Consider the following 21,786-nt stretch of genomic DNA (forward strand, 5'->3'; position numbering starts at 1 on the left):
TTGTGCAAAGGTTCCCGGGTTATGATTCTTGAGAAAAAACTGAGGGGGACCCCATGAGCTTGATGAAAACACTGGCCAAAGTGGCCATTGGCGTGGCCGTGGCCAAGGGCGCGAGTTCTATGATAAAAACCGCAGCGGTGCGCAGACGGCGGGGGCGCTGGCGGCCTCGGCGGGTTGCTGGGCGGGCTTGCGGGCGGCGGTCAAACAGGTGGCGCGGGCGGTCTTCAGGACATGCTGGGCGGTCTGATGGGCGGCGCACAGGGCGGCAGCGGTGGCGCTGGCGGCCTTGGGGGTCTGCTGGAAAGCCTGGGCGGCGCACGCGGTTCGGGCGGCGGATTGCAGGATATGCTGGGCGGCCTTGCAGGCAGTGCGGGTGCCGGTGGCCTGCTCGGCGCGCTTGGCGGCGCGATGGGCAACCGGCCTGCGTCGAACAATGCGAGCTTTGGCGAAGTCCTGAATTCCTCTTTCGAGCAAACGCCGCAAGAGGCGATAGAACCCACAGCCGATCAGGAGGCCGCAGCCGCCCTGATGCTGCGCGCGATGATCCAGGCGGCGAAGTCCGATGGCAAGCTGGACGACGGCGAACAGGAAAAACTGATGGGCCAACTGGGCGGCGACATCGATGCCGAAGAGGCCGCATTCGTACGCGCCGAAATGCAGCGCCCGGTCGATGTGAACGCATTGGTCGCAGACGTGCCCCGGGGCCTTGGCCCGCAGGTCTACGCAATGTCGCTGCTGGCCATCGACCTCGACAGTCAGGCCGAGGCGCAGTACCTGCACTCGCTTGCCCAAGGCTTGGGGATGGATGCAGGCACCGTCAACGATGTGCACGCCCAGCTTGGGGTGCCGTCGCTTTATACCTGAGGGCAAAATTGCAGGATTTGCCAAGACAGACCGGGGGCCGCAAACGCTGTGCGGTCCCTTCTGTCATGTGACCGGGACTTGCCCGGCAGAGATCAAATTGATGATCTACAACCCTCATTTCCGTACAGGTCCGACGGGGAGAGCTGGCACAAATCGATGACTTGATCTGGATGTCGATCACGGCAACCCTTGTGCGGGCCGTTCAGTGAACTGTCGGGCGGCGCTTTCATTTGCTTGGAGGGTTCCGCCGTGGCCGGGAAAACAAAGATCAGCATTGATGTGAGTTTCAACAAATCCATTCAGCTCAAGCATGTCGCGGGCAGCGCGTTGCAAAAGGAAAAGGACGGCCAGAAAACAAAGAGAACACTTGGCGTGACCAAACCCAAAGTCGAGTTTTCGCAACCCGTCCTGCATTGGGACGAGGTGAGCGACCCGATCAACAAGACCATAACCCTTGCGATCAAGGAAGTGACCGCGAGGGTCACCTTCAGCGCCCGCATCTGGATCGACAAGAGGATCGACAAGAAATGCGAGTGCTACGCACATGTGTTTGATCACGAAAAGCGACATGCGAAAATCTGGCAAGCGGGTGTCAAAAAATACTCAAGCGCGATCCAGAAGGCGGTCGAGGACGCGACGCTGCCCAAAATGGACGCACCCGAAGAGATGAAAGAGTCAAAGGCCAAGGCCTTCCGCACCGATGCGTTCAAGCGGATCGACATAGCGTTCAACGAGGCCGTGATCAAATACGGCAAGAAGATCAGTGCGGAGTCGAAAAAGATCCACACGTCGTCCGAACTCAAGAAAACCAACAACCTCTGCGAGGAGTATCTGCTTTGACCTGAGGCCGGTCCGGACCTTGCGCTTTAACCCAACTGGCTAAGGCGCATGTCAGGCTTTGGGTTTTGGTTTGCGTCTGCGCCGATTGCCGGGTTTGGCGCCACCGGGGGCACCGCCGCCGGGACGACCACCCCCACCGCCACCGCCGGGGCGACCACGGCCCCTGCCTCGTCCGCCACCGCTTGGTTTCTTCTTTGCGTCTGGGTCATCCACGGGCTCCCAAGGGCGTCCTGAGGCCACGGGAATGGCCGTCTTCAGCACCTTCTGGATGTCCTTCAACTGATCCATCTCGTCCGGTGCGCAGAATGCAATCGCAGCACCATCTTTGCCTGCGCGCGCAGTGCGCCCGATGCGGTGCACATAGGCTTCGGGCACGTTGGGCAGATCGAAATTGTAGACGTGTTTCACGTCCGGAATGTCGAGGCCGCGGGCGGCCACGTCCGTCGCCACCATCACCTTGACTTCACTTGCCTTGAAGGCGGCAAGGGCACGGTCGCGCTGGCCCTGCCGCTTGTCACCATGAATGGCTGCGACGGCAAAACCCTTTTTCTCGACTGCGCGGGCCAGACGATCCGCTCCGTGTTTGGTGCGGGTAAAGACCAGCGCGCGTTCGTCCTTGTGCTCGGACATCAACTCGATCAGCAGCGCGGTTTTTTCCGCCTTGGCGATAAAGTGGATGGCTTGCGTCACCTTGTCAGCGGCCTTCCCGGGGGGCGACACTTCGACCCGGATTGGGCTGCGCAGATAGCTGCCAGCGATCTCGGCCATCTGCTTGGGCATCGTGGCCGAAAACAGCATGGTCTGGCGGTCCTCGCCCATCATCGACGCGATCTTGCGCAGGTCGTGGACAAAGCCGAGGTCAAGCATCTGGTCCGCCTCGTCCAGCACCAGAAAACCGGTCTGGTCCAGACGCACGGCGCGCCGATCCACAAGGTCAAGCAACCGGCCGGGGGTTGCGACAAGGATGTCGACGCCCTTGGACAGCCGCTGAATTTGCGGGTTGATCGACACGCCGCCGACCACGATCTGAACTTTCATCGCTGTCAGGTCGCGCAACACATGCGCGATCTGACCAGCCAGTTCGCGTGTTGGCGCCAGGATCAGACCGCGCGCGGTCTTGGGGGCGGCCTTGCCCCCTTCCTCCATCAGACGGGCGATAAGGGGGATGCCAAAGGCGGCTGTCTTGCCGGTGCCTGTCTGGGCAAGGCCCATCACATCCCGCCCGTTCATCGCGTGGGGGATCGCCTGTGCCTGGATCGGGGTGGGGTCCGTCAGACCCATCTCTGCCACACGGGCGCGCAGCGCCTCGGGCAGGTTCATCATGTCAAAATCACTCATGGCCCCCCTTGGACCCATCCCATGATGGCGTCAACCGCAATTGGGCCTAGCGAATTGTGCAAGCGGCAAACCTTCGCTAAACCAGCGGCCATGAGCGCCAAACGCCCCTCCATCACCGCCCGCAGCGAGGCCATGGGTCTGCGCATGACGCAACCCCGTCGTGTGATTGCCGAAGTCCTGCAGGATTCGGATGACCACCCGGATGTCGAGGAACTCTACAATCGTGCAAGCGCCGTGGATGCCGGGATTTCCATCGCAACAGTCTATCGCACCGTCAAACTGTTCGAAGAGGCGGGCATTCTCGACAAGCTGGAATTCGGCGACGGGCGCGCCCGCTACGAAGATGCAGAGCGCGAACACCACGATCACCTCATCGACATGAATTCTGGCGAGGTGATCGAGTTTGTCGATGAAGAGATCGAAGCGTTGCAGGAAAAGATTGCCCAGAAGCTGGGATATGAGTTGCGCGGCCACCGCCTTGAACTGTACGGCGTCCCGAAAAAGCGCTGACAGCGCGAATATAAAGGAACACCCGTGACTGACCGAGACCGCCCTCTGCTGGCCGTATTGATTGATGCTGACAACGTGCCCGCGAAATTTGCCGAACCGATCCTGCGCGAGGTGACGGCGATTGGTGAGCCTGCCCTACGCCGCGTCTATGGTGATTGGACGTCGGGTCGCCTGAACGCGTGGTCCACCCGCATTCTGGAACTGGGGCTGGTCGCGCATCAGGACACCTCCAACACCACCGGCAAGAATGCCTCCGACATCGGCCTTGTGATCGACGCGATGGACATCCTTCATGGCGGGCGCTTTGACGGCTTTGTCATCGTCTCGTCCGACAGCGATTTCACCGCACTGGCCAACCGCCTGCGCGAAGAAGGGTTGATGGTCATCGGGGTCGGCGAATCCAAGGCGCCGGAGTCCCTGCGCAATGTCTGCAACCGGTTCATCCTGATTGAAAACCTGCTGGACGAACCCGAACCCGCCGCCTCGCGCCCTGCCCCGAAATCCGCCCTGCCACTGATCGAGGCGGCGATGGACAAGATCCAGCAGGATGACGACTGGTACGCTCTGGGCCCCATCGGGCAAGCCATCCAGAACGCGCATCCCGACTTTGACACCCGCACTTACGGCCATCGCAAACTGTCGGCCCTCGTCGAATCGATCAAAGGGGTCGAGACGCGCAAGCAAGGCAACCAGTTGATGATGCGCCTGAAACGGTAGCCGCACACTGCGCGGGGCTGCCACCCTGACCCGCGTTACCTGTGGCCATCATCACGGCCTCAGGTCTGTTCACACTGTGCTAGGCGCACGCGCCGAATTCGCCCATGCGGGCCTGACCCCCTTTTGTTAGCGCCCCCATCGCGCTAGACGCTAGGGAAAGCAAATGCCCAAACCACCGGAGACGTCCTCATGAGCACCATCATCGACATCCATGCCCGCGAAATCCTCGACAGCCGGGGCAATCCCACGGTCGAGGTCGACGTGACACTCGAAGATGGCACAATGGGCCGCGCCGCTGTCCCCTCGGGCGCGTCGACAGGCGCATATGAGGCGGTCGAGCGCCGCGATGGCGACAAGAGCCGCTATATGGGCAAAGGCGTGCGCGATGCTGTTGCCGCGGTGAATGGCGAAATCGCCGAGGCGCTGGTGGGCATCGATGCGACTGAACAGGTCGAAATTGATTACGTGATGATCGAACTCGACGGCACCCCGAACAAGGCCCGCCTTGGTGCAAACGCCATTCTCGGCGTGTCGCTGGCCGTGGCAAAGGCCGCAGCGGATTATACCCAGCAGCCCCTTTTCCGTTATGTTGGAGGCACATCCGCCCGCGTGTTGCCCGTGCCGATGATGAACATCATCAATGGCGGCGAACATGCCGACAACCCCATCGACATCCAGGAGTTCATGATCATGCCCGTCGCTGCGGACAACATCCGCGAGGCCGTGCGCATGGGATCCGAAGTCTTCCACACGCTGAAAAAGGAATTGTCCGCCGCAGGGCTGGCGACAGGCATCGGGGATGAGGGCGGCTTTGCCCCCAACATCAACTCCACCCGCGAAGCACTTGATTTCATTCTGAAGTCCATCGAGAAAGCCGGATACACGCCGGGCGAGGAAATCTACCTCGCGCTCGATTGTGCGGCCACGGAATATTACAAGGACGGCAAATACGTTCTGTCCGGCGAGGGCAAAACCCTGACATCCGAAGAGAATGCTGCCTATCTCGCCGCGCTGGTCGATGACTATCCCATCATCTCGATCGAAGACGGTATGGGCGAAGATGACTGGGACGGCTGGAAAACACTGATGGACACAATCGGCGACCGTGTGCAGTTGGTCGGCGACGATCTGTTCGTGACCAACCCCGAGCGGCTGGCCATGGGTATCGAGAAGGGCTGCGCCAACTCCATGCTCGTTAAAGTCAATCAAATCGGCAGCTTGACGGAAACTCTTAAAGCAGTCGACATGGCCCACCGTGCGCGTTTCACCAATGTTATGAGCCATCGGTCGGGAGAGACCGAGGATGCAACCATCGCGGACCTCGCCGTCGCCACGAACTGTGGACAGATCAAGACCGGGTCGCTGTCCCGCTCGGACCGGCTGGCCAAGTACAACCAGTTGATCCGGATCGAAGAGATGCTGGGCGAGAGCGCGGAATATGCCGGGCGTTCCATCCTGAAGTGATGCGCGCGGCGATCCTCGCGTTGGGGCTGGCGGTCATGGCAGCCCCGCTTGCCGCCCAAACCGGCCCTCAGACCTGCGCGCGGATGAAATCCGAAGACCGTCTTGGGCCGCTCAGCGAGGCGCAGTGCCAATGCAACTATTCCGTTGCCAATCAGGTGTTGGACGCTGACATTCGCGCCCTGCTTTTTGATGCGTGGTACTCTGGCAATGACAACATGGCCAAGGTCGAACAGCTTCGGCCCCGCCACCGCGTGCGGCGCGAAATGCTGCAACTGCGCGACGCAATAAAGAAGTATTGTTCATGACTGTCACCATCCGCCGTGCCACCGCATCTGACAACGACGAGATCGCCCGCCTCTGCTGGGCCTATCGTGCGCTGCTGGTCGAACGCTCCAAGGGCCTGCCGCCCGTTGTCGATGCGTACTATGCCACGGACAGTTACGGCGCGATGATTGCTGACCTGCCTCGCATCCATGCGCGGCCCAAGGGCGACATCCTGCTGGCGATGCTGGAGGGAAACGTGGTCGGGTGCGCGATGTATTATCCGCTCAAAACCCCCGGCGACACCGAGATCAAGCGCGTGTTTGTCGACCCCGTGGCCCGTGGCACAGGGGCCGGGCGTGCGTTGATGGAGGCGGCGATACAAGGCGCGCACACCGACGGCTATACCCGCGCGGTACTGGACACGATTGCACCCTTGCGCGAGGCCATCACGTTGTACGAACGCCTCGGCTTTCGCCCATGTGCCCCGTTTTACGACCCCGATCCGGACTTTGCTCCGCACTTGCGCTTCTTTGAACACCCGTTGTGATCGACCCCGTCTTGCGCCGTTTCCCGGCCCGCCCTAGCCTTGGGACATGACCGCACAACAGATCATCGAGACGCTGGGCCTGCGCCCCCATCCCGAAGGCGGGCACTACCGACAGACTTGGGTGGCCACGAATGACGGGCGTCCCAGCGGCACATGTATCTATTTCCTGCTGGCGGAGGGTGAGGCCAGTCACTGGCACAAGGTCGATGCGACCGAGATCTGGCTTTATCACGCGGGTGCGCCGCTGATCCTGTCGCTGAGCGCGGATGAACTCGGACCCGCTGTCGACCATCTGTTGACCCCGGACGTTGAACAAGGTGCGCCGCAGATCATCGTGCCCGAACACCATTGGCAGGCCGCGCGCAGCACAGGCGCGTACACGCTGGTCAGTTGCACCGTTTCACCCGGATTTCAGTTCGAGGGGTTCACCCTTGCCCCGCCCGGTTTCGACATCCCGCGATGACCCACAAGGATGTGCTTGCCGCCCTGCCCGCCGAGACAAAGGCCGCGTTGACGCAGACGGACACGCGGCGCGGTTTGCGGCATTTGGCAGGGTATCTGGCGGCATTGGTCCTGACGGGCAGTTACATCATGTTGCAGGGTCCGCTTTGGGGGCTAGCGCTGCTGCCACACGGCATCCTTCTGGTATTCTTGTTCACGCTCAGCCACGAATGCACCCACGCCACCCCGTTCAGTCAAAACTGGATCAACACTGTGATCGGGCATGCCATCGCGCCGGTGCTGGTTCTGCCCTTTGTCTGGTTTCGATACTTCCACCTCGCCCATCATCGCCACACGAACGATCCCGAACATGATCCGGAACTGGAAGGAGGCGGGCGACCGACCACGTGGCCCGATTACCTGCGGTATCTGAGCGGCTGGGGATACTGGAGCAGCAACGTCCGGGTCCTGTTGCGCAACGCATTCGGGACAATTGACGCGTCTTACCTGCCGGAGCGCAAACATCACGCCATGCGCATCGAGGCGCGGGTGATCCTTGCCGTTTATGTTCTCGCCGCCCTGTCCCTGATCTGGTCGCCACTGCTCATCTGGCTCTGGCTGGTGCCTGTGCTGATCGGTCAGCCCGTCCTGCGTCTGTATCTGTTGGCCGAGCATGGACATTGCCCGCCCGTGGCCGACATGCTGGAAAACACGCGCACCACGCTGACGACGGGCACTGTGCGCTGGCTGGCGTGGAACATGCCTTATCACGCTGAACACCACAGCTTTCCCTCGGTGCCGTTTCACCGGCTGCCGGAGCTGCACGCGCATCTTGCACCGCACCTCAAATCCGTATCCGACGGCTATACTGAGTTCACGTCCCGCTATGCGCGGGAGTTGGGGCGCTGAACGTGCCACCGCCAACCGCCGCGCGCACGCCTGTCGTGCCCGGGCAGGATGTGGGCAGCCCACGCGCCACACGCACAGCGAGGTAGGCAAAGGCCTGCGCCTCAAGCATGTCGCCGTTCAGTCCAACTGCCTCGACCGGGTGCACGGGGCAATCGAGCGACACCTCAAGCATCTTCATCAGCACCGGGTTGTGGCGACCACCCCCGGTGACCAGCACTTGGCCCGGCGGGCGTGGACAGTGCTGCATCGCCTCGGCCACGCCTGCCGCACACATGGCCGTCAAGGTGGCGGCGGCATCGGCATCGTTGAGTTCATTGACCAGCGTCACCATCTCTGCAAAATCGTTGCGGTCCAGCGACTTGGGCGGCATCCGGGCAAAGAAGGGCTCGGCCAGGAACAGCTCCAGCGCGCCGTCTTCCACCGTGCCTTTCGCTGCGAGTGACCCGTCCTTGTCGAATGGCACACCGCGCCGCGCCTGCATCAGATCGTTGAGTGGCGCATTGGCCGGACCTGTGTCAAAGGCCAGCAAGGCGCCCTCGACCTCCGGTCTTGCAAACCCCGGATCAACCCAGGTGATGTTGCCCACACCCCCGAGATTCAGAAAGGCGACCGGTTCCGTCGCGCCCATCCACTGCGCGCAGGCAAAGTGAAAGAACGGGCGAGCGGCGCGCCCTCCCCGCCCAGCTCCACATCGGCCGAGCGGAAATCCCAGACCACGGGCACGCCAAGGGTGTCGGCCAATGCGGCCCCGTCCCCCAGTTGCAATGTGCCCTGATTGCGCGGGGCATGGGCCACGGTCTGGCCATGAAATCCAACCAGATCGATCTGCTCGAACCGGCCCAACAGCGCCGCGTGGGCTGCCATCACGATGTCCGTCGCAGGCGCCAGCGTCGCACCGCTCCAGTGACCAAGGGCGGCGCGCAATGCGGTCTGTTCATTGTCCGAATAGCTGTAATAATCATGCGGTCCAAAGCCGGTGATTGTCACGCCGTCTGTCTCAAGCACCGCCGCATCAACCCCGTCCAGCGACGTGCCGGACATGGCCCCCAAAGCACGGATCACCACCCCTTTTTGTCTGACCTTATCCATGGTCTTTTCCTTTGCCCATCGGCCCCTTATAGACTGCGCGACGCCTCGCACTCCCTTTCACAAAGACTGCGGCAGCCACGCCGCAAGGACAAGCCATGACCTATTCGCCCCGATCCGATTTCCTGCACGTGATGCAATCGCGCGGGTTTCTGGCCGACTGCACAGATTTGCAGGGGCTGGATGAAACGCTGCTCAAGGGCGCGCAATCGGCCTATATCGGCTTTGATGCGACCGCACAGTCGCTGCATGTGGGATCACTGATCCAGATCATGATGCTGCGCTGGTTCCAGAACACCGGGCACAACCCGATCACATTGATGGGCGGCGGAACGACCAAGGTGGGCGATCCGTCATTCCGCGCGGACGAACGTCCACTGCTGGATGCAGCCGCCATTGATGCCAACATCGCGGGCATCAAAAAGGTGTTCTCGGCCTATCTGAACTACGGGTCCGGCGCGCAGATGCTCAACAATGCCGAGTGGCTAGATGATCTGAACTACCTCGACTTCCTGCGCGACATTGGGCGGCATTTTTCGATCAACCGGATGCTTTCGTTTGAAAGTGTGAAATCCCGGCTGGATCGCGAACAGTCCCTGTCCTTCCTCGAATTCAACTACATGATCCTGCAAGCCTATGATTTCATGGAGCTTCACCGCCGCTACGGCTGTATCCTGCAGATGGGGGGCAGCGATCAGTGGGGCAATATCGTGAACGGCATTGATCTGACGCGGCGGGTGATTGATGGCGAGGTTTATGGCCTGACCTCGCCCTTGCTGACCACTTCTGATGGCAAGAAAATGGGCAAATCCCAATCCGGTGCCGTCTGGCTGAACCCCGAGATGCTCTCGCCTTACGAATTCTGGCAGTTCTGGCGGAACACGACGGATGCGGATGTGGGGCGGTTCCTCAAGCTTTACACCGAGCTGCCGCTGGATGAATGCGACCGCCTTGGTGCCCTTGAAGGCGCCGAGATCAACGAAGCCAAAGGGCGATTGGCCACAGAAGTGACGACATTGCTGCATGGTGCTGAGGCTGCGGCGGCTGCGGCGGACACGGCGCGCGAAGTGTTCGAAAAAGGCGGCGTGGGGGATGATCTGCCCACGCTTTCCTTGAGCGCAGGTGATATCGGGGATGGCATGTCCATCGTGCAGCTTATCGTGAAATCCGGCTTGGCCGGGTCCGGCAAGGAAGCCAAGCGGCTGATTGCCGAAGGTGGGGCGAGAATGAATGACGCACCGCTGACCAACGCGGGCCTTATGATCGATGCTGATGCGCTGAGTACCCCAATCAAGCTGTCAGCGGGCAAAAAGCGCCACGCCCTCGTGCAACTGGATTGACGCATCGTTTCGGTAAGGCCGAAGCGAACTGCAAACAAAAAATGGAATGCGCTTGAAAGGCGCGCTTTTGGATTACAGCCGGTCCAGCACCGCCCGTGCCGCCCTGATCCCCGGGTCTTCTCCACCTCGACCCAGCAGGTCCATCGTCTGCTCCATGGCCGCGGCTTGCGTCGAGGGATCGGCAAGCAAGCCTTCCATCGCCGCCAGCACAGCGTCCGCCTTGAAATCAAAGCCGATGATTTCGGGCACCACATCGCTGTCGGTCACCAGATTGACCAGACAGGTCCGTTTGGTGGTCAGCATCCGCCCGATGATCACGCGGCTGATCCAGTTGAGGTCAAAGGCACTGACCATCGGTGTGCCTGCCGCCGCGAGTTCCAGCGCGACCGTGCCCGATGTGGCCAATGCGACATCGGCGGCTGCAAAGGCTGCGCGTTTCTGTGCCAGACCATCCTCGATCGACATGCCCCGGGACTCGATCACCGTGGCGTTGACGGGCCATGTTGCAACCAGCGCCTGCACGGCGTCTGCCACGGACGGTGCTGCGGGCACGATCATGCGCATGTCAGGGCGCGTCGCGGCGAGTTTACCCAGCACCTCGCCAAAAACCGGGCCCATGCGCGCCACCTCGCCCCTGCGCGATCCGGGCAGGACCAGAACCAGCGGATCGGCTGCCTCTAGCCCGTATGTCGCGCGGAACGCGGCTTGCGCCTCCGGCGTCGCGCGGGGTGCGCCGGCTGCGGGATGTCCGACAAAGTCGCAGTCCATCCCCTCTGCCTCCATATACGGAGGTTCGAACGGGAACAGCGCCAGCACTTGATCGATCATCTGCGCCATCTTTTTGGCCCGCCCCGGACGCCACGCCCAGACTGTCGGGGCCACGTAGTGCACGGTGCGGATGTCGCTTTGCGCCTTGACCAGTTTCGCGACGCGCAGGCAGAAATCGGGGCTGTCGATGGTGATCAGAACGTCAGGCTTTGTCTCGATCACCGCATTGGCCGTCTCTGCGATGCGACGTTTGAGATGGAAATACTTGGGCAGGATTTCGGCGATGCCCATCAGGCTCAGTTCGGACATGTCAAACTGGCTGCGCAGCCCCTCGCCCTGCATCAAAGGCCCGCCAACCCCGGCGCACTGCACACCGGGGGACAGGTGCTTCAATCCGGCCATGAGGGCTGCGCCAAGCGCGTCACCCGACGGCTCCCCCGCCACCAGAAAAACCTTCAGCGCACCCACAGGAACATCCCCATTTCGTTCAGAATGGCCGTGACCTGAGGTTGATCCAGCACCATAACGCCACCCGCCGCAATGACGATCCCGTCAAGCCCGGCTTCAGCGGCCCGCATCGCGGTATCAGGTCCGATGGTGGGCAGGTCCACGCGCCGGTCCTGCCCCGGTTTCGGAGCCTTGAACAGCACGCCGCCCTCGGCATGGGCGCGGGCCTCGGCCACAGGCCCCGACAACCAGTCGGCTGCGTCCTGCAGTGCATCACCGACTGCATCCATCAATGACGTGAACGGATCGCCGCCGCCCAGTGTTGGAGCATCGTAAGTGCCCGCAAGATCGCGCAGCATCGCGTCTGTCCCGCGTGCGTCTTCTCGTGCGATCACCGCATCGCCCCGGATCACGCACGCCTGTCCCAGATCGCGCGCCGCCTGTTCCGCGCGCACCTGATCGGCCAGCAGGGCTTGCTTCTGCACTTCCGGGGGCAAGGTGCCGCGCGTCAGTACACCGGGTTCGGGCAGCAATTGCGGCGCCAACTCATCGGCTCCGCGCACGACAAACCCGGCATTTTCGAAAATACCGACAATGGCGCGCAACGCGCTGTCCTCACCGCCTGCAACGGCTGCGGCCAAAACAGGCACCAAGGGGGCTGTCGGCGCATCAATCTCGCCTTGGTCAATGACCGGGCGCGTGACGCTGCCGCAAAAGCAGACCTCTTGCACGCCGCGGGCAGCAAGCGTGTCGAGAAAACTGCCCAGATGTTCGATGCGGAAAGAGATGTCGACAGCCAGACCATCCGGAATATGGCCCTCTAGGCTGGCAATCAGCGGCATGTCGTCTTGCGTCCGCGCCACCGCAGCGGGCAAGGCCCCGCGCCCGGCGATCAGTGCCAGCATCAGCGCGGCGTCAGGAACGACCGGTCACTGTCGCCCATGACGAATGCCACGATTTCGCGGACGTAATCGCTTTCGGTTTCCTTGCCCAGACGTTCGGCTCGGTCATGAAAGGTGCCTTCGCCCTGTGCCAGCATCTGAAAAGCCGCGCGCAGGGCGGTGATATCCGCACGTTCCACACCGCGCCGTTTCAACCCAACAAGGTTGAGACCGTCCAATTCGCCGCGCGGCGCCTGCACAAGGCCATATGGGATCACGTCATTGGTCACCATTGTGACCGCGCCGATAATTGCCCCACGCCCGATCCGCACGAACTGGTGGATGCCTGACAGACCACCGATGATCACATCGTCTTCGAGGATGCAGTGCCCCGCCACAGCCGCAGAATTCACCACGATCACGCGATCCCCGATATGGGCATCATGGGCAATGTGGCACCCGGCCATGAAGAGACCGTCATCGCCGATCTTGGTCACCCCCCGCCCCCTTCGGTGCCACCGTTCATCGTGACATGTTCGCGGATGCGGTTGCGCTTGCCGATCACCAGATGGCTGGCCTCGCCCTTGAATTTGAGGTCTTGAGGCACTTCCCCGATCACGGCAAAGGCATAGATGGTCGTGCCCGCGCCAATTTCGGTATGGCCCGTGATCACCACGTGGCTTTTCAAAACAACGTCGGGGCCAATCACCACATCCGGGCCGATCACACAGAACGGCCCGACCTGAGCTGTTTGGTCAATCTGCGCGCCGTCTTCGATCACGGCGGAGGGGTGGATGTTGGGTGTACTCATGCTGCGGGCAAATCCATCATCGCGGTGAATTCGGCCTCACAGGCCATTTCGCCATCCACTTCAGCCACCCCTGCGAATTTCCAGACTTTGCCACCGGGCTTGCCACGGGTGGTTTCAAGTTTCAGCTCAAGTACATCGCCGGGCACGACCATGCGGCGGAACTTGCATTTGTCGATGGCCATGAAATAGACCAGCATGTTTTTGTCCGCCATATCCAGCGCGGTGCCGACCATGACGGCAGCAGTCTGTGCCATCGCCTCGATAATCGTCACGCCCGGCATGATGGGTTTGCCCGGGAAATGGCCCTGAAAATGCGGCTCGTTCATCGTGACATTCTTGATGCCCGTGGCGTTTTGGTAACCGTCAATATCCACCACCTTGTCGACCAGCAGGAACGGGTAGCGATGGGGCAGGATGCGTTGGATCAGCGCAATATCGGCGGTCTTCAGGTCGGTCGACATCTATGATCAGGCCTTCGTGTCAGGGAGTTGTCCGATGTGCCTATCAAGGCGGGCGCGTTGTCGCAAGCGCGGCTAGTCGGCGGCAGGCTCCGTGCCATCTTTCAACACGGCATCAATCTGCTTGATCGCAGTGTCTGTAATATCGATGGCATTGGCGCTGATAAAGACGCTGCGCTGCTCAAGCACCACGGCAGCCCCGGCCTCGCGCATGATCCGTTCCAGCACCGGAATGGCGGCGGTCAGGAAACGATCACGGTTGTTCTCAAGCTGGGCGGCGATTTCGCGGCTTTTGGATTCTCTTTCGCGGCGAATGGACTGCACGCGGGCGTCGAACGCATCGGCAAGGGCGCGGAATTCTTCGGCCGACAGCGAGATCGCGCTGTGCAGTCAGTGCGCTTTCTTCCTGTTCCAGTTGCAGTTCCAGCGCCCGGTTTTCTTCAGCCAATGCGTTGGTCTGCGCCTCGATCTCTTGCAGCACACGTTGCCCGAAGGCGCTGCCGCGATAAAGGCGGTCACTGTCGATTGTCAGGATCGGGCTGCGGACGTCCTGCGCGTATGTGGCGTCCGCCCCCAAAAGGGCGATCGCCAGACACAGCCACCGAAGCCACGTCCGCATCCGTCAGAACGTGGTTGAAATGGTCAGGTCGAACGTCTGCTCTTCGTCAAAGTCTTCTTTCTTGATCGCATTCGAAAAGTTCAGGCGCAGTGGGCCGATGGCCGTGTCCCAAAAGATCGAAAAGCCGACGACATGGCGGAACGATCCGCCCTCGCCCACGACATTGCCGCCGGTGAGGTTCACATCGCTCAGATCCCAAAGGTTGCCGACGTCGTAGAACACACCGCCACGAATACCCAGTTCATCGGGCAGACCCAGCGGGAATTCCGCCTCAAACCGGGCCGCGATGTAGATATTGCCGCCCAGCGGGTCGGGACTGCCGGGGGCGCTCAGATCGCGCGGACCGATGCCGGCAGGTTCAAAGCCGCGCAAAATACGCGGGCCGACAGTGAACCGGTCGACGGTCCGGTTTGTACCACCGCTCCAGGACAGCAGGCCGCCCTCAAGCGTGGCACGCAGGGTCACATCGTTGTTGAACGCCAGCCGTTGACCAACGATCTTTGCCGTCGTGCGGATATACTCGGAATCGCCGCCCAGCGTGGCGAAGTCCTGACCGAATTCGAACAGCCACCCCGCATCCGGGTTCAGACCACCGGTACGAGAATCGTAGGTGTAGGTGTAACCGATGGACGAGGCACTTTGCCCGCCCACATTGATCTCGTTCTGCACCACTGCTCCGTTTTCGGACGGATCGCGCGCCAGCATCTCGTTTTCCGAGAAGGAATAGCGCACGCTCAGCCGCCCGCGTTCGCTGACGGGGAAGGTCAGGCTGGGACGGAACTGAAAGGCTTCGGTGTCGAAGTTGGCAAAGCTCGAGTCGCTTTCGCTGTAGCGCAGGTTCAGGCCAAACGCGACGTCCCGCCCGAGAAAGGCAGGTTCCACAAAGCGGATGCCGTATTCCTGGCTTTCCTCAGCCGAGGAAAAGTCAAAGCCAAGGGTCTGTCCACGGCCCAGGAAGTTGCGTTCCGTAAAGCTGACAACAAGGCCAAAGCCATCATCCGCCGAGAACGCGCCACCAAAGTTCAGCGACCCGGTAGGTTTTTCCTCAAGATCGACGTCGACGACAACCTGATCTGGCCGCGATCCTTCGCGCGCATTCACATTGGACGCGGCAAAGAAATCCAGTGCGCGGATACGTTCAGCCGAGTCGCGAATTTCACGCGGATTGAACGGATCCCCTTCGGCAATACGGAACTGGCGCCGCACAACGCGGTCCAGCGTGGTTGTGTTGCCCTCGATATCGATACGCTCAACGAACACCCGTGGTCCACGGGTCAGCACCAGTTCGACATCCAGAGTCAGTGCGCGGTCGTTGCGCGTCACGCGCGGCTCGACCCGCAGGAAATCAACACCGTCGCGCAGGCCCTGACGCTCGAGGCGTGTGATCTCTTCGTCCACGAGGGTTGGGGAATAGACGACACCGGGGCGCGCCTTGACGAGACTTTGATAGAAATCCACGTCGATTTCGCGCAGATCGCTTGTCACTGTGACTTCGCCAAACTTGAATTGCTGGCCTTCCTGCACATTGAACACAAGGAAAAATCCGTCACGTTCTTCTGTCAGTTGGGCGTTGGTGCTGAGGGTGCGGAAATCGACGTAACCACGGGAGAAATAGAAGTCGCGCAGCACTTGTTTGTCAAATTCGATCCGGTCCTCGACCAGGGTGTCGGTGCGGATCAGCGTGCGGAAGAGGCCCGCCTGCTTGGTCTGGAGAACACGGCGCAGACGGCGGTCGGAATAGACGCGGTTGCCGACAAAGCTCAGGCGCTCGATCTCGACCACGTCACCTTCGAAAATTTCGAACACCAGATCGACGCGGTTGTCGGTGCGGCGGATGATGCGAGGGTGACCCGCGCTGCGATCCGGCCCTGAACGCTATAGGCTTCGGCAATGCCGCTTGCATCGCGTTCGACCTGTGCGGGGTTCAGAACGCGTCGTTCCTGGCTTTGGATGATTTCGCCAAGGGCGTCATCGTCAACACGGCGATTCCCCTCAAAGGAGATGCGGTTGATCGTGGGCAATTCGACAACTGTGATGCGCAAGGTCGATCCTTGCGGTTCGACCCGCACAGTTTCGAACAATCCGCTGGTCTGGAGGTTCTGCAAGGCGTCGTTGACCTGACCCGCCGTGACCGTCTGGCCGGGGGCGATTCCTGCCCGCGTCAGGATTGCAGCGTCCCCGATACGGGTGTTGCCGTCCACGACGATGGTGCTGAACCGGAAATTCTGTGCCTCGGCCGGGGCGCTAAACCCTGCCCAACCCACTGAAACCAGTGTAATAATCAATAATGCTCGAAGGGCTCGTCGAAGGCCGGTTTCAGCCGTTGATTTTGCGCCGCTCATCCCCAGTCCCATGGTGTTCCCCACGTGTTCAGACATCTTGTGTCAAAGTGAGTAACGGCATTGCGAGACGTTGTCAAAAGCACAAAACCCGCGACGTTGCGCGGGTGTGCCTACTACATCTGTGGATAAGTCTGAAAAATCAGAGGCTGCCGAGCCATGCGCCAGCCGCCAGCGCAAAGGCCAGCGTCGCGCCATAGAGAACGCGATCCCAGTTCAGCGTCATGATCAGGCTCAGGCCGCGATATCCGCTTTGAATCGTTTGCATTGGTCCATCCTTTTCCTGAACGAACAGATAGCGCGCGATTGCGGCGCGAAATTGGACCGAATGTGGCGAAATCTGGGCACCTGCCCGGAAAATGCTGTCAGGGGCAGAATATGTCGTTGCCAAGGGCAAAAACCATCAGCGACAGCACCAGCGCCAGCCCCACCGCCATCAATATCCGCAATGCCCCGTCGCTGGGCGGTTTGCCGGTCACCGCCTCGTAGGCATAAAACACAAGATGCCCGCCATCGAGCGCAGGGATCGGGAAAAGGTTCAGCAACCCGACCGCCGTGGACAGAACAGCGATGAACCAAATGAAGCTCTCAAGCCCCTGACTTGCCATTGTGCCCGACACTTGCGCGATGCCGATGGGCCCGGACAGGTTACAGGTGCTGATCGACCCGGTGATCATATAGCCTAGGCCCGAGATCGACCCGGAAATGATGCGCCATGTCTGCGCCACGCCCGCTGTGATCGCTTCGCCGATGCCGGGCGCTTCAGTGGCAGGCTCAAAAGCGTTGCCGCTGGCGATGCCGATGCGCCACTGGGTCGCAAATCCGCCCTCGGGCTGGGGTTCGTCCACGCGCTTGGGGGTCAATACCTTTTGGCTGAGGGCGCCATCGCGCCAGACCGTCAGGTCCAGATTGCGCCCGTCCGAGCCTTCCACCGCTTCCTTGATTTGTCCGAAGGCAAAAATCGGATTTCCATCGACGGCCGTAATCACGTCACCGCGTTCCAGATCGGCGGCGACCGCAGCACTTTGCGGGCTGACACCACTGACCAGCGGCGGACGCAGATAGGGGCCTACAACGACACGCTGGGCTCCGTCACGTTCGACCGTGTATTCGAGCAGCGGCTTTTGCGGCAGCGCATTCATGAATTCGCCATAGGCTACATCATTGATGCTGGGCACCTCGGCCCCTTCAATGGCAAGGACCACGTCACCTGATTGCAATTCCTGCACTTCGGCAGGCAGCGGGCGCAGTTCGCCGACCGTCAGCGGGTCGCGGATCACGCCGTTGGAATAGCCGACAAGGGCAAAAACCATGATCGACAGGGCAAAGTTGAACACAGGGCCCGCCGCCACCGTTGCCGCGCGCGCCCAAAGCGGGGCGCCGTGCATCGTGCGGCGCAGGGCGGCGGGGTCGTCAGCCGCCTGCTCCATCGCGGCCTCGTCCTTGCCGGACGCGGCATTCGCATCGCCTGCAAACTTCACATAGCCACCGAACGGCAGGGCTGCGATCTGCCAGCGGGTGCCGCGCTTGTCCATCCGGCTCCACAATACCGGGCCAAAGCCGATGGAAAACACATCCGCCTGAATGCCCGACCAGCGCCCCACGATGTAGTGGCCATATTCATGGATCGCGACGATCACGCTGAGCGCGACCACGAAAAAGAAAATGGTCCACGCCGTGCCGCCAAAGGCGGAGATAAAGGCCGAAATATCCAAGGGTGTTATCCTGTTGTCTGCTCTATGGCGCGGGTTGCGGCTTGTCTCGCCATGTGGTCCGCATTCATCACGTTATCAAGGGTCATTTGGGCATCAATATGGCTGGGGTCCAGCGAATTGAGTACTTGATCCACCACTTCTGCCATCTGTGGAAAGCGCAGATGTCCTGCTATAAACCCATCAAGGGCCGTTTCCTTGGCCGCGTTGAACACGGCCCCCGCCAGTCCGCGCCGCTCCATCACTTCGCGGGCAAGGCGCAGGGCGGGCCAGCGTTTCTCGTCTGGCGGGCGGAACGTCAGCGCGCCAATGGCCGCCAGATCCAGCCGTTCGACCGGCAGCGCGCGCCTGTCCGGCCAGTGCAGCGCATAACCGATCGCATGGCGCATATCCGGTGGCCCCACATGAGCCATCAGCGCGCCATCCCTGAAGCCAACCATCGCGTGTATCATTGACTCGGGGTGTACGAGGACTTCGATCTGGGCAGGTGAAACACCAAAATATTCCCGCGTTTCAATCAGTTCCAGCGCTTTGTTGAACATGGAGGCGGAGTCGATTGTGATCCGCTGCCCCATGTCCCAGTTGGGATGGCTCGACGCCTGATCAAGCGTTGCATTGGCAAGATCGTCCAAGGGCCAGTCGCGAAACGCGCCGCCAGACGCGGTGATAATGATCCGCTCGACCGCGTTCATGTCCTCGCCCACCAGCGCCTGAAAGACGGCGGAGTGTTCGCTGTCCACGGGCAACAGGCGCGCGCCGTTTTGTTTTGCGGTGCGCAGAATCAATTCGCCTGCACAGACAAGCGATTCCTTGTTGGCAAGGGCCAGCGTCGCGCCCTGTTCCAGCGCGCAGATGCCCGGTTGCAACCCGGCCGCCCCCACAATCGCGGACATCACCCAATCCACGGGGCGTTGTGCGGCCTCGATCAACGCGCCCTGCCCTGCGGCGGCCTCGATCCCTGATCCGGCAAGGGCGGCGCGTAACTCCTCCAACCGGCCTTCATTTGCGGTGACAGCGATGTCAGCGTTCAGCCTGATGGCGTCGGCGGCAAGCTGTTCGATATTGGACGCTCCGGTCAGGGCCACAACGTCATAGGCCTCCGCGTCGCGGGCGATCAGGTCGATGGTGTTCTGCCCGATCGACCCCGTTGCACCAAAGATCGACACCCGGCGCGTCACAGGGCGAGCCATGGAAAGCCAAAGACCAACTCGATGACCAGAAACGCAAGGGACGCGCCCAGCATACCGTCAAAACGGTCCAGCACGCCGCCGTGGCCCGGGATCAGTCTGGAGGAATCCTTGACCCCCATTTTGCGCTTGATCGCGCTTTCGGCGATGTCCCCCATCTGGCTGGCAAAGGACAGCACGATAGAAGCAAGCAGCACTGCGCCCCAAACACCTGAATTGATTGCAAAAAGTCCACCCACAATGGCGGCACAGACCCAGCCCGCCGCCGTTCCGGACCACGTTTTTTTCGGGCTCACCCGGGGCCAGAATTTCGGACCGCCCAACATGCGCCCCGCAAAGTACCCGGCCACGTCCGTGACCACCACGATCAGCACCAGCCAGACAAGCCAGGCAAAGCCCAGATCATCGCGCACATGCATCATGCCGTAGCTTGCGGCCATCACCAGCACCGTGAAGCTGCCAAAAAGAATGCGATGACTTTTGAGCTGTGTGGCCCCCACGAATGCAGGCGCGATGAGCAATGGTGCGGCAAACAGAAGCGGAAGATAGACAGCCATCAAAACGGCGAGCGCCGCCACACCGCCCAACTGAATGGCCAATCGCGGAGCATCGGGTGCAAGCATCCGCGTCAGTTCCCAGATCATCAGCCCGCAGACGATGCCAACGACGAAATGGAACACATCGCCGCCCACCCAGATCGCCCAGACACCGACCACAACCATCAGCGCGCCGGACCCCATGCGCACCGCAAGGTCGGACCAGCGCTCGCTCATGAGTTGACGCCCCCGAACCGACGCTCACGCCCGCCATAGCCGGCACAAAGCGACGTGAATTCTTCGCGCCCGAAGTCGGGCCAGAGCGTGTCGATGAATTCGTATTCCGAATAAGCTGACTGCCAAAGCAGAAAGTTTGAGATACGGGCCTCACCACTTGTGCGGATCACAAGGTCGGGATCCGGTAGAACGTAAGTATCTAGGTACTTTGGCAGCGTTTCCTCATCCACGTTTTCGGGCAACAGCTTACCATCCGCCACGTCCTGCGCCAGCCGCTTGGTGGCGCGTGCCACCTCGTCGCGGCCACCATAGTTCAGCGCGATGGTGAGGTTCACAACCGAATTGCCCGCCGTCAACTCTTCGAGTTCGTTCATCAGATCGATCAGCTTGGCATCAAGCCGGACCCGATCCCCGATGAACCGCACACGCACGCCAAAATGCTGCAAGGCGCGCGCCTCTTTGATGATGTAGCGGCGAAACAGGTTCATGAGACCTGCGACCTCGACCTGCGTGCGTTTCCAGTTTTCGGTCGAGAAGGCAAAGATCGTCAGGTATTTGACGCCGATGTCCGGGCAGGTTTCGACCACCTCGCGCACGCGACGCGCGCCCGCATGGTGTCCAAACAGGCGCGGGCGACCCCGCTGCGTCGCCCAGCGGCCATTGCCATCCATGATGATGGCGACGTGGCGCGGGCCTGTATGCGGGGTATGTTTGATGTGGTTGTCCTTGGTTGGGATGGTGGGGGTGGCCATTTGGGTCGGCGTGGTGCCCTTTTGAGACGGGGCTGTCGCCCATTTGTCCGGGGCTGCGCCCTTTAAAAGGCCGAAAAGGTCCCCCGGACCTTTTCAAAACTGGCCTTTTAAACCTGCATGATCTCAGTTTGCTTGGTTTCAAGGGCCGCATCCACGGCCTTGATATACGTGTCGGTCATCTCCTGCACTTCGGCTTCCCACAGCTTTTGGTCGTCTTCGGACATGCCATCGGCCTTGCCCTTCTTGATCTGGTCCATCCCGTCGCGGCGCACGTTGCGCACAGATACGCGGGCGTTTTCGGCGTATGATCCCGCCACCTTGCTCAACTCGCGACGGCGCTCTTCGTTCAATTCGGGAATGGGCAGCATGATGATGGTGCCGTTGAGCTGCGGGTTGATCCCCAGCCCGCTTTCGCGGATCGCCTTTTCAACCTTGCCCACAAGGCCCTTGTCCCAGACGTTGATGGTCACCATCCGCGGTTCGGGCACATTCACGGTGCCGACCTGGTTGATCGGGGTCATGGAACCATAGGCATCCACCATCACAGGCTCCAGCATCGAAGCTGACGCGCGGCCTGTGCGCAGTGAGGCAAATTCGGTTTTGAGATTGGCCATCGCTCCGTCCATGCGGCGCTGAAGGTCGTCTGTGTCGAGCATGAAGTCGTCTGACATCGCATTCCCCGTATTCTTCGCGTGGCCTTTTCGGCCGATTGGTGTCGG

21 protein-coding genes and 3 pseudogenes are annotated in these 21,786 nt (G+C 61.2%); 10 read left to right on the plus strand and 14 right to left on the minus strand.

The annotated features are described in order from the left end of the window. Positions 1 to 174 precede the first annotated feature (174 nt). Complete coding sequence (locus tag ACERZ8_RS16090; protein WP_407593164.1) at positions 175 to 864, plus strand: DUF533 domain-containing protein; 690 nt, start codon at positions 175 to 177, stop codon at positions 862 to 864. 249 nt (positions 865 to 1,113) lie between these two features. Further along, the gene (locus ACERZ8_RS16095) at positions 1,114 to 1,704 is read left to right on the plus strand and encodes a hypothetical protein (protein WP_407593165.1); all 591 of its coding nucleotides are present in this window, start codon (positions 1,114 to 1,116) and stop codon (positions 1,702 to 1,704) included. A gap of 51 nt (positions 1,705 to 1,755) precedes the next feature. On the opposite strand, the gene ACERZ8_RS16100 is transcribed toward ACERZ8_RS16095, so the two are convergent. Then, positions 1,756 to 3,042 (minus strand): DEAD/DEAH box helicase, encoded by a 1,287-nt coding sequence (locus ACERZ8_RS16100; RefSeq protein ID WP_407593166.1) that lies wholly within the window; start codon positions 3,040 to 3,042, stop codon positions 1,756 to 1,758. A 90-nt stretch (positions 3,043 to 3,132) separates the two neighbouring features. Here ACERZ8_RS16100 and ACERZ8_RS16105 point away from each other — a divergent pair, with 90 nt between their 5' ends. From ACERZ8_RS16105 to ACERZ8_RS16135, 7 genes are all read left to right on the plus strand, one after another. Then, positions 3,133 to 3,552: a Fur family transcriptional regulator gene (locus ACERZ8_RS16105; RefSeq protein ID WP_407593167.1), complete on the plus strand. Its 420-nt coding sequence runs from the start codon at positions 3,133 to 3,135 to the stop codon at positions 3,550 to 3,552. A 24-nt stretch (positions 3,553 to 3,576) separates the two neighbouring features. After that, complete coding sequence (locus ACERZ8_RS16110; RefSeq protein ID WP_407593168.1) at positions 3,577 to 4,269, plus strand: NYN domain-containing protein; 693 nt, start codon at positions 3,577 to 3,579, stop codon at positions 4,267 to 4,269. Positions 4,270 to 4,458: 189 nt separating this feature from the next. Further along, the gene (eno, locus tag ACERZ8_RS16115) at positions 4,459 to 5,733 is read left to right on the plus strand and encodes a phosphopyruvate hydratase (protein WP_407593169.1); all 1,275 of its coding nucleotides are present in this window, start codon (positions 4,459 to 4,461) and stop codon (positions 5,731 to 5,733) included. Continuing rightward, complete coding sequence (locus ACERZ8_RS16120) at positions 5,733 to 6,038, plus strand: hypothetical protein (RefSeq protein ID WP_407593171.1); 306 nt, start codon at positions 5,733 to 5,735, stop codon at positions 6,036 to 6,038. Before eno ends, ACERZ8_RS16120 begins: the two co-directional genes overlap by 1 nt. Beyond that, a complete protein-coding gene (locus tag ACERZ8_RS16125; RefSeq protein WP_407593172.1) occupies positions 6,035 to 6,544 on the plus strand; it encodes a GNAT family N-acetyltransferase in 510 nt (169 codons plus the stop codon). The genes ACERZ8_RS16120 and ACERZ8_RS16125 overlap by 4 nt, the downstream gene beginning before the upstream one ends. Before the next feature lie 46 nt (positions 6,545 to 6,590). Next, on the plus strand, positions 6,591 to 7,007 hold the full coding sequence (locus ACERZ8_RS16130; RefSeq protein ID WP_407593173.1) for a cupin domain-containing protein: 417 nt from the start codon (positions 6,591 to 6,593) through the stop codon (positions 7,005 to 7,007). After that, a complete protein-coding gene (locus tag ACERZ8_RS16135) occupies positions 7,004 to 7,894 on the plus strand; it encodes a fatty acid desaturase (protein WP_407593174.1) in 891 nt (296 codons plus the stop codon). Before ACERZ8_RS16130 ends, ACERZ8_RS16135 begins: the two co-directional genes overlap by 4 nt. Here ACERZ8_RS16135 and ACERZ8_RS16140 read toward each other — a convergent pair. After that, positions 7,860 to 8,983 (minus strand): annotated as a pseudogene (locus ACERZ8_RS16140) (anhydro-N-acetylmuramic acid kinase). The gene ACERZ8_RS16135 and the pseudogene ACERZ8_RS16140 sit on opposite strands and share 35 nt — an antisense overlap. Before the next feature lie 95 nt (positions 8,984 to 9,078). On the opposite strand from ACERZ8_RS16140, the gene tyrS reads away from it, so the two are divergent. Next, positions 9,079 to 10,320, plus strand: a complete 1,242-nt coding sequence (tyrS, locus tag ACERZ8_RS16145) for a tyrosine--tRNA ligase (RefSeq protein ID WP_407593175.1) — start codon at positions 9,079 to 9,081, stop codon at positions 10,318 to 10,320. Positions 10,321 to 10,392: 72 nt separating this feature from the next. Here the strand turns inward: tyrS and lpxB are convergent, their stop codons facing one another. The 12 genes and pseudogenes from lpxB to frr all read right to left on the minus strand — a co-directional run bounded on the left by lpxB (position 10,393) and on the right by frr (position 21,738). Beyond that, complete coding sequence (lpxB, locus tag ACERZ8_RS16150; RefSeq protein ID WP_407594294.1) at positions 10,393 to 11,547, minus strand: lipid-A-disaccharide synthase; 1,155 nt, start codon at positions 11,545 to 11,547, stop codon at positions 10,393 to 10,395. After that, a complete protein-coding gene (locus ACERZ8_RS16155) occupies positions 11,544 to 12,440 on the minus strand; it encodes an LpxI family protein (protein ID WP_407593176.1) in 897 nt (298 codons plus the stop codon). The genes lpxB and ACERZ8_RS16155 overlap by 4 nt, the downstream gene beginning before the upstream one ends. Further along, a pseudogene (lpxA, locus tag ACERZ8_RS16160) lies at positions 12,440 to 13,227 on the minus strand (acyl-ACP--UDP-N-acetylglucosamine O-acyltransferase). The gene ACERZ8_RS16155 and the pseudogene lpxA overlap by 1 nt, the downstream one beginning before the upstream one ends. Then, positions 13,224 to 13,688, minus strand: coding sequence for a 3-hydroxyacyl-ACP dehydratase FabZ (fabZ, locus tag ACERZ8_RS16165; RefSeq protein WP_407593177.1), 465 nt, complete (start codon positions 13,686 to 13,688; stop codon positions 13,224 to 13,226). Before fabZ ends, lpxA begins: the two are co-directional and overlap by 4 nt. A gap of 72 nt (positions 13,689 to 13,760) precedes the next feature. Further along, entirely contained in the window at positions 13,761 to 14,009 is a 249-nt protein-coding gene (locus ACERZ8_RS16170) for a hypothetical protein (protein ID WP_407593178.1), read from the minus strand. A 298-nt stretch (positions 14,010 to 14,307) separates the two neighbouring features. Then, positions 14,308 to 16,646: pseudogene (gene bamA, locus ACERZ8_RS16175) on the minus strand (outer membrane protein assembly factor BamA). Between the two features lie 139 nt (positions 16,647 to 16,785). After that, positions 16,786 to 16,911 (minus strand): hypothetical protein, encoded by a 126-nt coding sequence (locus ACERZ8_RS16180; RefSeq protein WP_407593179.1) that lies wholly within the window; start codon positions 16,909 to 16,911, stop codon positions 16,786 to 16,788. A gap of 97 nt (positions 16,912 to 17,008) precedes the next feature. Further along, positions 17,009 to 18,358: an RIP metalloprotease RseP gene (rseP, locus tag ACERZ8_RS16185; protein ID WP_407593180.1), complete on the minus strand. Its 1,350-nt coding sequence runs from the start codon at positions 18,356 to 18,358 to the stop codon at positions 17,009 to 17,011. A 5-nt stretch (positions 18,359 to 18,363) separates the two neighbouring features. Then, complete coding sequence (gene dxr / locus ACERZ8_RS16190) at positions 18,364 to 19,545, minus strand: 1-deoxy-D-xylulose-5-phosphate reductoisomerase (RefSeq protein WP_407593181.1); 1,182 nt, start codon at positions 19,543 to 19,545, stop codon at positions 18,364 to 18,366. Next, positions 19,530 to 20,315, minus strand: a complete 786-nt coding sequence (locus ACERZ8_RS16195) for a phosphatidate cytidylyltransferase (protein WP_407593182.1) — start codon at positions 20,313 to 20,315, stop codon at positions 19,530 to 19,532. Before ACERZ8_RS16195 ends, dxr begins: the two co-directional genes overlap by 16 nt. Beyond that, positions 20,312 to 21,067 (minus strand): polyprenyl diphosphate synthase, encoded by a 756-nt coding sequence (gene uppS, locus ACERZ8_RS16200; protein WP_407593183.1) that lies wholly within the window; start codon positions 21,065 to 21,067, stop codon positions 20,312 to 20,314. The genes ACERZ8_RS16195 and uppS overlap by 4 nt, the downstream gene beginning before the upstream one ends. Positions 21,068 to 21,174: 107 nt before the next feature. After that, a complete protein-coding gene (gene frr, locus ACERZ8_RS16205) occupies positions 21,175 to 21,738 on the minus strand; it encodes a ribosome recycling factor (RefSeq protein WP_407593184.1) in 564 nt (187 codons plus the stop codon). Positions 21,739 to 21,786 lie beyond the last annotated feature (48 nt).

The organism is Tateyamaria armeniaca (assembly GCF_045797845.1).
GTDB classification, from domain to species: domain Bacteria; phylum Pseudomonadota; class Alphaproteobacteria; order Rhodobacterales; family Rhodobacteraceae; genus Tateyamaria; species Tateyamaria armeniaca.